This is a genomic window from Actinomadura logoneensis, from assembly GCF_003428695.1.
GTDB classification, from domain to species: Bacteria; Actinomycetota; Actinomycetes; order Streptosporangiales; family Streptosporangiaceae; genus Spirillospora; species Spirillospora logoneensis.
In genome coordinates this window covers 1-8755 of the sequence record NZ_QURH01000251.1, presented here as the reverse complement: position 1 = coordinate 8755, position 8755 = coordinate 1, and the positions used below count along the sequence as shown (strand labels likewise).

Annotated in this window: 10 protein-coding genes; 6 read left to right on the top strand and 4 right to left on the bottom strand. The window is 73.7% G+C overall.

Translation table 11 applies throughout. The features are described from left to right. Together DZF91_RS14670 and DZF91_RS14665 are read left to right on the top strand one after the other, a co-directional pair. A partial coding sequence (locus tag DZF91_RS14670; RefSeq protein WP_147341152.1) for a PP2C family protein-serine/threonine phosphatase occupies positions 1-820 on the top strand: 820 nt, incomplete at its 5' end. Further along, the gene (locus DZF91_RS14665; protein WP_117358025.1) at positions 817-1182 is read left to right on the top strand and encodes an STAS domain-containing protein; all 366 of its coding nucleotides are present in this window, start codon (positions 817-819) and stop codon (positions 1180-1182) included. The genes DZF91_RS14670 and DZF91_RS14665, both read left to right, overlap by 4 nt. Before the next feature lie 105 nt (positions 1183-1287). Here the strand turns inward: DZF91_RS14665 and DZF91_RS14660 are convergent, their stop codons facing one another. The 3 genes from DZF91_RS14660 to DZF91_RS14650 all read right to left on the bottom strand — a co-directional run bounded on the left by DZF91_RS14660 (position 1288) and on the right by DZF91_RS14650 (position 4036). Further along, entirely contained in the window at positions 1288-2346 is a 1059-nt protein-coding gene (locus DZF91_RS14660; protein WP_117358024.1) for a PDR/VanB family oxidoreductase, read from the bottom strand. Next, positions 2343-3221 (bottom strand): metal-dependent hydrolase, encoded by an 879-nt coding sequence (locus DZF91_RS14655; RefSeq protein ID WP_117358023.1) that lies wholly within the window; start codon positions 3219-3221, stop codon positions 2343-2345. The genes DZF91_RS14660 and DZF91_RS14655 overlap by 4 nt, the downstream gene beginning before the upstream one ends. A 95-nt stretch (positions 3222-3316) precedes the next feature. Next, the gene (locus DZF91_RS14650; protein ID WP_117358022.1) at positions 3317-4036 is read right to left on the bottom strand and encodes a hypothetical protein; all 720 of its coding nucleotides are present in this window, start codon (positions 4034-4036) and stop codon (positions 3317-3319) included. Positions 4037-4080: 44 nt separating this feature from the next. Here DZF91_RS14650 and DZF91_RS14645 point away from each other — a divergent pair, with 44 nt between their 5' ends. Genes DZF91_RS14645 through DZF91_RS14630 form a run of 4 tightly spaced genes read left to right on the top strand, consistent with a single transcriptional unit; the run spans position 4081 to position 7496 of the window. Next, entirely contained in the window at positions 4081-5538 is a 1458-nt protein-coding gene (locus DZF91_RS14645; RefSeq protein WP_117358021.1) for an aldehyde dehydrogenase, read from the top strand. Between the two features lie 2 nt (positions 5539-5540). Next, a complete protein-coding gene (locus DZF91_RS14640; protein ID WP_117358026.1) occupies positions 5541-6302 on the top strand; it encodes an SDR family oxidoreductase in 762 nt (253 codons plus the stop codon). After that, the gene (locus tag DZF91_RS14635) at positions 6299-7135 is read left to right on the top strand and encodes an NAD(P)-dependent oxidoreductase (RefSeq protein WP_117358020.1); all 837 of its coding nucleotides are present in this window, start codon (positions 6299-6301) and stop codon (positions 7133-7135) included. The genes DZF91_RS14640 and DZF91_RS14635 overlap by 4 nt, the downstream gene beginning before the upstream one ends. Beyond that, the gene (locus DZF91_RS14630) at positions 7128-7496 is read left to right on the top strand and encodes a carboxymuconolactone decarboxylase family protein (protein WP_117358019.1); all 369 of its coding nucleotides are present in this window, start codon (positions 7128-7130) and stop codon (positions 7494-7496) included. Before DZF91_RS14635 ends, DZF91_RS14630 begins: the two co-directional genes overlap by 8 nt. Before the next feature lie 21 nt (positions 7497-7517). Here DZF91_RS14630 and DZF91_RS14625 read toward each other — a convergent pair whose 3' ends face one another. Then, positions 7518-8630: a D-alanine--D-alanine ligase family protein gene (locus tag DZF91_RS14625; RefSeq protein WP_117358018.1), complete on the bottom strand. Its 1113-nt coding sequence runs from the start codon at positions 8628-8630 to the stop codon at positions 7518-7520. Positions 8631-8755 lie beyond the last annotated feature (125 nt).

The window sequence follows — 8755 nt, the reverse complement described above, 5'->3', positions numbered from 1 at the left end:
GGCGGCGCTGCGCGTGGTGGCCGCCGAGCGCCGCCGCCGCGCGGACGCCGAACGCCTGGCCCGGACCCTCCAGCGGACCCTGCTGCCCCCGGCGCTGCCCGCCGTGCCCGGCCTGCAGGCCGCCGCCGCGTACCACACCGCCTCCGCCGACGAGGTGGGCGGCGACTTCTACGACCTGTTCCCCCTCGACGACGGCCGCTGGGCGTTCTTCCTCGGCGACGTGTGCGGCAAGGGCGCCGACGCCGCCGCCCTCACCTCGCTGACCCGGTACACGCTGCGCGCCGCCGCGATCTACGACCCCGACCCGTGCTCGGTCCTGACCGCTCTCGACCTCGTCCTCAAGACCGAGGAGCAGGGCGGGTCGCCGCGGTTCTGCACCGCCGTGTTCGGCATCCTGGACGCCGCCGGGGACGGCTCCTTCGACATCACCCTGGCCGGCGGCGGCCATCCGCCGACGCTGGCGCTGCGGACGGACGGCTCGGTGGACCTCATCTCCACCGCCGGTGGCCAGCTCATCGGGCTGCTGCCGGAGCCGGAGTTCGTCGAGACCGGCACCCGCCTCGCGCCCGGCGACGCGCTGCTGCTCTACACCGACGGCCTCACCGAGGCCCGCGGCGCGGACGGCGCCATGCTCGGCGAGGACGGCCTGGCCCGCCATCTCGCGGCGCACGCGGACCCCGGGCGCGGGGCCGACGCCCTGCTCGCCACCGTGCACGACCTGTTCGACGACCTGAGCGGCGGGATCAGCGACGACACCGCGTTGCTCGCGCTCTCCGTACCGACGGCCCCGCTTTCCCGTTCTCTGGAGGAGACAAGGTGACCGACCGCACTCTGACCGCCGTAGCCGACCCGCACCCGTCGGGCGCGACCGTGCTGGCCGTGAGCGGCGAACTCGACCATCACACCGCTCCGGAACTCAGCGAGGTCATCCACGACTTGACCTTCGACGCCACGACGCCGGTGATCATCGACCTGACCGACCTGGTCTACTGCGACTCCACGGGCATCACCGTGCTCGTCACCACCTACAAGCGCGCCCAGGCGAGCCGCACGCCGCTCATCCTGGTCGGCCTGAACGCCGACCTGACGCGCGTGTTCGGCATCGTCGGCCTGGACCGGTTCTTCACCTTCCGGCCCACCGTCGAGGAGGCCGTCGAGGCGCTGCGCTCCCCCGTCGAGTAGGGGGCGTCCGCCCTGGTGCGCGGGGCGGCGAAAGCCGGAGAGGCGAGAGCCCGGAAGGCGAAGCGCATGCGAAGACCGGGGCCGCCTCCTCAGGGCCGGGGCCGGTCAGAGGTCGAGGGTGAGACGGCCTTGGGTGGCGCGTGAGACGCAGATGAGCATGGTGTCGTCGCCGGGCGGATCGGACGGGGCCCGCTGGTCGACGTCACCGCCGAGCACTCTGACCTTGCAGGTTCCGCAGAAACCCTGGCGGCAGGAGTAGGCGACGTCCGGCCGCTCCTCCCGGACGACGTCCAGCGCCGAGCGGTCGCCGGGCACCTCCAGGACGCGCCCCGAGCGGGCCAGCTCGATCTCGAAGGGACGTCCGCCGGTGACGGGGGCGGGCGCGAAGCGCTCGTAGTGCAGGGTCGCCCCGGGCGGGCAGGCCGCCCGGACGCCGTCGATCATCGGAGCCGGTCCGCAGACGTGCACGGCGGTGCCGGGAGTGGCGTCCTCCAGCAGGGACGCGCAGGTCGGGGGGCCGTCGACGTCGTCGGTGCGGAGGGTGACGCGGTCGGCCGGGAGCTCGGCGAGCTCGTCCAGGAACGGCAGCGTCGCGCGGGAGCGCCCGCTGAGGACGAGACGCCAGTCGGCCCCGGCGCGGTGCGCGGCGTGGACCATCGGGAGGATCGGCGTGATGCCGATGCCGCCCGCGATGAACAGGTAGCGGTCGCGCGGCACGAGCGGGAAGGCGTTGCGGGGGCCCTGGACCGTGAGGAGGTCGCCCTCGGAGACGGTGTCGTGGATCTCGACGGACCCGCCCCCGCCGTCCGGGATGCGGCGCACGGCGATGCGGTAGGTGCGGCGGTCGGCCGGGTCGCCGCACAGGGAGTACTGGCGGCGCCGCCCGGACGGCAGGCGCAGGTCGAGGTGGCAGCCGGGGTGCCAGGCGGGCAGCACGGCGCCGTCGGGCGCGGCCAGGGTGAGGGCGACGACGTCCTCGGCGGCCTTTCGCACGGCCTGGACGACCAGGGTCGTCGAGCGGTCCACCTCGCGGACCGGCGGCAGGACGGGCGGGCGCAGCGACCGCACCCGGTGCATGCCGGTGAAGACCGCGTTGACCGCGATCCAGAACCGGTCGCGGTCGCGGCGTCCGTACAGGTCGGGAGGGTAGGGCAGGGGGCTCATCGCAGCGCCGCCTGCGCGGCCGGGGACGAGGCGAGGTAGGCGAGGGCCTGCTCGGTGGAGCCCTCGTGCAGGGGGCTGTAGTCGCGGCGCAGGTAGCGGCGGACGGACGCGGCGACCATGCGTCCGCTGGGGGTGAGCCCGGCGCGTCCGGTGCGGCGGATGTGCCGGACGCCGCCCGTGATCCGCCCCTGGACGACCGGGTCGGCGGCCATGAGGTAGCGGTGTCCGCGCTGCCAGAGCGAGGCCAGCATGGTGATGGTCTCGGCCATCGCGCGGACCCGGACCGGGTAGCGGCCGTCCAGGTGCATGAACAGCTCGTGCGCGACGTGCCGGTGCTCGACCTCCTCCGCGCCGTGCCAGCGCAGCAGGTCGAGCATCATCGGGTCGGCGCCGGCGCGGTCGAGCTCCTCGGCGTTCAGCACCCAGTCGCCGAGGACGCCGGTGAAGTGCTCGATCGCGGCGATGAGCGAGATCCGCTCGTTGAGCCAGACGCGCCGCCGGACGCCGGTGAACCCGCGGTCGCCGAGCATGCTCTCGAAGAAGAAGTCGGCCTGCCGGACGAACGGCCGCACGTCCAGGCCCTGCTCGACGAAGTGGTCGAGGACGGCGTCGTGGGACGCGGCGTGCACGGCCTCCTGGCCGATGAAGCCGAGCACGTCCTCGCGCAGCCGGTCGTCCCGGATGAGCGGCACGGCCTCCTTGAACACCCGGACGAACCACTCCTCGCCGGCGGGGAGCAGCATGTGCAGCACGTTGATCAGGTGGGTGGCGACCGGGTCGCGGGGGATCCAGTGCAGCGGCACCCCGGACCAGTCGAAGCGCACGTCGCGGGCCTGCAGGACGAGGTTGTCCGGCTCCCCGAGCTGGGCGGTCATGGGGCGCCTCCGGCGGGCGAGTCTTATTGACGAACTGTCCAGCAACGTACAACGGAGGCTCGGCCGGTGACAATGCGGCGTTCAGGTGAGGAGCGTCACCCGGAAGGGTCGGGGTCGCGCCGAAAACCGGAGGGCCGGCCGGGGATGTGGGGCGTGCCGTCGCGCATCGGCGGGAACCGGTGGCGGGCCGCGGTGGTGCCGCGGGTCATCCGGGTGATGTCGGCCTCGGGCAGCGTCTCGGTGTCGTCGTCGATGACGACCTCCCAGCGGCAGTGCGGCACGCGCCCGGCCGGGTTCCGGGGCGGCCGGTGGACGGGCCGGATGCGGGCCTTCGGGTTGACGGCCTGCGCGGTGATGTCGAACGTGCCGTCCTCGATGGTGTGGCACATGCCGGTGACCGACCGCTCGCCGAACGGCTCGACGTCGAGCAGCGCGCCGCACGAGCGGAGCTGGAAGAACCCGTGCCGCTCGTCGACCAGTTCGTACTCGACGTCCATGTAGTGCTGCGCGAACCCCGGGTCGAGCTGGAGCAGTTTGAAGATGGCCGAGACGCCGTCGCCCTCGATGCCCATGATCTCGCGGATGCGCCGGGCGTAGACCGGGCTGGCCCCCTTCCACTCCTCGATGGCGATCTCCTCGACGGCCTCCTGCCCGTACCGCAGGCCGACGGCGGTCAGGCAGGAGCGGTCCAGCAGGTGGACGATCAGCGCGTACTCCCGCACGAGGCGGACGAGCGCCTCCCGGGTCAGGTCCTCGAAACGGAAGTCCGGGTCGAACTCCCCCGAATAGTCGGGGCGGGGCTTGCGTTCGGTCATGCCGTGAAATGTAGTCTGGACAGGTGTCCAGAACAACCGGTCGCTTGTTCGGTAACGCTCCCTCTCCCCTGCTCCTGGACGGCCGCCTCGAACCGGGGTCCGGCGGCGTCTTCGACACCCTCGACCCGGCCACCGGCGAGGTCGTCGGCCAGGCCGCCGACGCCCGCCCCGAGGACCTCGACCGCGCGCTGGCCGCCGCGCGGCGCGCGTTCGACGAGACCGACTGGCCGTCCGACGTGAAGTTCCGGGCGCACTGCCTGCGCCAACTCCGGGACGCCCTGCGCCGCCACTCCGACGAGCTGCGCGAACTGACCATCAGGGAGGCGGGCGCGCCGCGCTTCCTGACCTTCGGCGCGCAGCTCGACGGGCCGGTCGCCGACCTCGGCTGGTTCGCCGACCTCGCCGAGTCCTACGCCTGGGAGACCGACCTCGGACGCGCCGAGCCGATGGGGATGGCCTCGCACCGCCGGATCGTCCGGGAGGCGGCCGGGGTCGTCGCGGCGATCACGCCGTGGAACTTCCCGCACCAGATCAACCTGGCGAAGGTCGGCCCGGCGCTCGCGGCCGGGAACACGGTCGTGCTCAAGCCCGCGCCCGACACGCCCTGGTGCGCCGCCGCGCTCGGCGTGCTCGCCGCCGAGGAGACCGACCTGCCGCCGGGCGTGCTGAACGTCGTCACCTCGTCCGACCACGGCCTCGGCGCGCTGCTCACCGCGGACGAGCGCGTCGACCTCGTCTCGTTCACCGGCTCGACCGCGACCGGACGCGCCGTCATGACGTCCGCGGCCACGACGCTCAAGCGGGTGTTCCTCGAGCTCGGCGGCAAGTCGGCGTTCATCGTGCTGGACGACGCGGACCTGCGCGCGGCCTGCTCGTACGCGGCGTTCGCGGGTGTCACGCACGCCGGGCAGGGCTGCGCGATCACCACGCGCGTCCTGGTGCCCCGGGACCGGTACGACGAGGCCGCGGCGATCATCGCCAAGACGCTGGCGCGGCTCGGGCCGGGCGACCCGTCCGACGACCGGACGGTCTGCGGACCGCTGATCTCAGCGGCGCAGCGCGACCGCGTCGAGGGGTACCTGCGGCTCGCCGTGGCCGAGGGCGGCGTGTTCGCCTGCGGCGGCGGCCGGCCGCCGGACCGCCCGGACGGCTTCTGGATCGAGCCGACACTGATCACGGGCCTGACGAACGACTCCCGCACCGCGCGCGAGGAGATCTTCGGACCGGTGCTGGTGCTGCTCGCGCACGACGGCGACGACGACGCCGTCCGGATCGCGAACGACTCTCCGTTCGGGCTGTCGGGCGCGGTGCACGGCTCCCCGGACCGGGCGAACGCGGTCGCGGCGCGGCTGCGCACCGGGACGGTGAGCGTGAACGGCGGCGTCTGGTACGGGGCGGACGTCCCGTTCGGCGGCTACAAGCAGTCCGGGATCGGCCGCGAGATGGGCGTGGCCGGGTTCGAGGAGTACCTGGAGACCAAGGCGATCGCCGAAGGGGCGTGACGATGGACGGCGCGGTGGGCAGCGGGGGCACGCGGTTCGACGGGAAGGTCGCGATCGTCACCGGCGCGGCGGGCGGGATCGGCGCGGCGTACGCGCGGGCGCTCGCCGCCGAGGGCGCGTCGGTCGTCGTCGCCGACGTCAACGACGCGGGCCGGGAGGTCGCCGACGAGACCAAGGGCCTGTTCGTCCACGCGGACGTGTCGGACCCGGCGTCCGTCCAGGCCATGGCGGACGCGGCGGTCGAGCGCTTCGGCGGCATCGACCTGCTGGTCAACAACGCCGCGATCTTCGGGACGATGCGGCTCGACTTCCTGTTCACCGTCGACTGGGACTACTACAAGCGGTTCATGGCCGTGAACATGGACGGCGCGCTGCTGTGCACCCGCGCCGTCGTCCCGCACATGCGGGCGCGCGGCGGCGGCGCGGTCGTGAACCAGTCGTCCACGGCGGCCTGGCAGTACGCGGGGTTCTACGGCCTGGCGAAGGTCGGCGTGAACGGCCTGACGCAGCAGCTCGCGCACGAGCTCGGCTCGCTGGGCATCCGGGTCAACGCGATCGCGCCCGGCCCGACCGACACCGAGGCGAACCGGGCCGTCGTGCCGGGGAACATGTCGCAGAAGATCGTCCGGGACCGGCTGGCGCTCAAGCGCATGGGCACCCCCGACGACCTGACCGGGATGTGCCTGTTCCTGCTCTCCGACGAGGCGCGCTGGATCACCGGGCAGATCATCAACGTGGACGGCGGCGAGGTGTTCCGGGCATGAGGGTCGGCTTCGTCGGACTCGGCCAGATGGGCGCGCCCATGGCGCAACACCTGGTCGAACGCGGGCTGGTCGTCTACGACACGCGTCCCGAGGCCGTCGCGCCGCTCGTCGCGGCGGGCGCGCGGAGCGCCGCCGGGATCGCCGAGCTGGCCGCCGCGTGCGACCTCGTCTCGGTCATGGTCCGGGACGACGCGCAGGTGGCCGAGGTCGCCGCCGAGGCGCTTCCGGCGATGCGGCCCGGCGGCGTCCTCGCGATCCACTCCACGATCCGCGCCCGCACCGCCGCCGAGCTGGCCGCCCGGTCCGGGGCCGTCCACGTGGTGGACGCGCCGGTCAGCGGCGGATTCATGGGCGCGGCGGACGGCGCCCTCGCCGTCATGGTCGGCGGCACGGCCGAGGCGTTCGCGGCCTGCCGCGAACCGTTCGGCGCGTGGGCGGACCTCGTCCTGCACGTAGGGCCGGTCGGGTCGGGCACCCGCGCGAAACTGGCCCGCAACCTCCTGCACTTCACCGCGTTCACGGCGGCGGCCGAGGCGCAGCGGCTCGCCGAGGCGTCGGGCGTCCCGCTGCGCGACCTCGCCCGGGTCGTCCGCCACACCGACGCGATCACCGGCGGCGCGGGCTCGATCATGCTGCGCCCCACGACCGCCCCGCTCGCGGACGACGACCCGCTGCGCCCCATCCTCGACCACGTCCGCGCGCTCGGCGAGAAGGACCTCGCGTTCGCCCTCGAACTCGCCGACGAGCTCGGCGTGGACACCCCGCTCGCCCGCCTCGCCCTCGCCCGCCTCGCCGCCGGGCTCGGCCTCACCCCGGAGGACCACGATGGATGAACGCCGCGCCCGCGGGCTGGCCAAGATGCGCGAGGTCTACGGCTGGGAGGTCGGCGACGCGCCGGGCGACTTCTTCGGCATCACCGTCGACCACCTCTTCGGCGACATCTGGACGCGTCCGGGCCTGTCCCTGCGCGACCGCCGCCTCCTGCTGATCGGGATGCTCGCGGGCCAGGGCCTCAACGACGTCCTCGACATCCAGATCCCGGCGGCCCTGGAGAGCGGCGACCTCACGCCGGACGAACTACGCGAGACCGCCATCTTCCTGACCCACTACATCGGCTGGCCGCTCGGCTCGAAGCTGTCGGTGCAGGTCGACACCCTCATCGCCAGAAGCCAGAAGCGCCAGGCCGCCGAGTAGGCCGGGCGGACCCGCCGTCCGTCAGCGGAGGCCGACCTGGCGGTCCAGTGCGGTCTGGATGAGGCGGTCGACCAGGGACGGGTAGTCCAGCCCGGTGGCGGCCCACATCTGCGGGAAAGCCGAGGTCGGGGTGAAGCCCGGCATGGTGTTGATCTCGTTCAGCACCCAGCGGCCGTCGGGGGTGTGGAAGAAGTCCACCCGCGCCAGGCCCTCGCAGTCCAGGGCCTCGAACGCGCGGACGGCGATCCGCCGGACCTCCGCGATCGCGTCGGCCGGCAGGTCCGGCGGGATGGACAGGGACGTCGAGCCGTCGAGGTACTTGGTCTCGAAGTCGTAGAAGTCGTGCTGGTTCGCCATCCGGATCTCGGCGGGCAGGCTCGCCTCGGCCGGCTCGTCGCCGACGCCCTGCAGCACGCCGCACTCGATCTCACGGCCGACGATCGCGGCCTCGACGATCACCTTCGGGTCGTGCTCGCGGGCCGTCTCGATCGCGGCCTCCAGGGCGGCCTCGTCGGTGACCCGGGTGATGCCCATGCTGGACCCGGCGCGGGCGGGCTTGACGAACACCGGCAGGCCCAGCTCGGCGATCTCGTCCAGCTTGCGCTTGCGCTCGCGCCGCCACTCGCGGTCGGTCATCGTCACGTACGGGCCGACCGGCAGGCCCTGCGCCTGCCAGACCAGCTTCATGAAGCCCTTGTCCTGGCCGACGGCGCTGGCCAGCACGCCCGCGCCGACATACCGGACACCGGCGAGCTCGAGCAGGCCCTGGAGCGTGCCGTCCTCGCCGTAGGGGCCGTGCAGCAGCGGCAGGACGACGTCCACCTCGCCGAGCGTGCGCGGCACCTCGCCGGGCTCGACGACCAGCAGGCCGTGGGAGTCCGGGTCGAACGGCAGCGCGAGCGCGCTGCCCTCGCCGCCCACCTCGGGCAGCCGTCCGTCGCTGATCGCCAGGTTCATATCCGCGGGGGGCAGCACCCACCTGCCGTCGCGGGCGATGCCGATCGGGACCACGTCGTAGCGGTCGCGGTCGATCGCGGCCATCACCGCGCCCGCCGTGACGGCGGAGATGGCGTGCTCGGAGCTGCGCCCGCCGAACACGACCGCCACCCGGACCTTGCGAGAAACCTGGGACATGGTGCCCGACCCTACCGGTGATCAGCCGGTATCGGCCACGCCCGCCGCCGCGCCGGCGGCGGGGTCGCCTCCCGCGCCCGCGGCGGGATCGCGTCCGAGGCCGGGGGCGGGATCGCGTCCCGGGC

Bases quoted from the DNA above. Each gene is read 5' to 3' on its own strand.
- DZF91_RS14660 (WP_117358024.1), bottom strand. From the start codon at position 2,346: ATGAGCCCCCTGCCCTACCCTCCCGACCTGTACGGACGCCGCGACCGC.
- DZF91_RS14655 (WP_117358023.1), bottom strand. From the start codon at position 3,221: ATGACCGCCCAGCTCGGGGAGCCGGACAACCTCGTCCTGCAGGCCCGC.
- DZF91_RS14650 (WP_117358022.1), bottom strand. From the start codon at position 4,036: ATGACCGAACGCAAGCCCCGCCCCGACTATTCGGGGGAGTTCGACCCG.
- DZF91_RS14640 (WP_117358026.1), top strand. From the start codon at position 5,541: ATGGACGGCGCGGTGGGCAGCGGGGGCACGCGGTTCGACGGGAAGGTC.
- DZF91_RS14635 (WP_117358020.1), top strand. From the start codon at position 6,299: ATGAGGGTCGGCTTCGTCGGACTCGGCCAGATGGGCGCGCCCATGGCG.
- DZF91_RS14630 (WP_117358019.1), top strand. From the start codon at position 7,128: ATGGATGAACGCCGCGCCCGCGGGCTGGCCAAGATGCGCGAGGTCTAC.
- DZF91_RS14625 (WP_117358018.1), bottom strand. From the start codon at position 8,630: ATGTCCCAGGTTTCTCGCAAGGTCCGGGTGGCGGTCGTGTTCGGCGGG.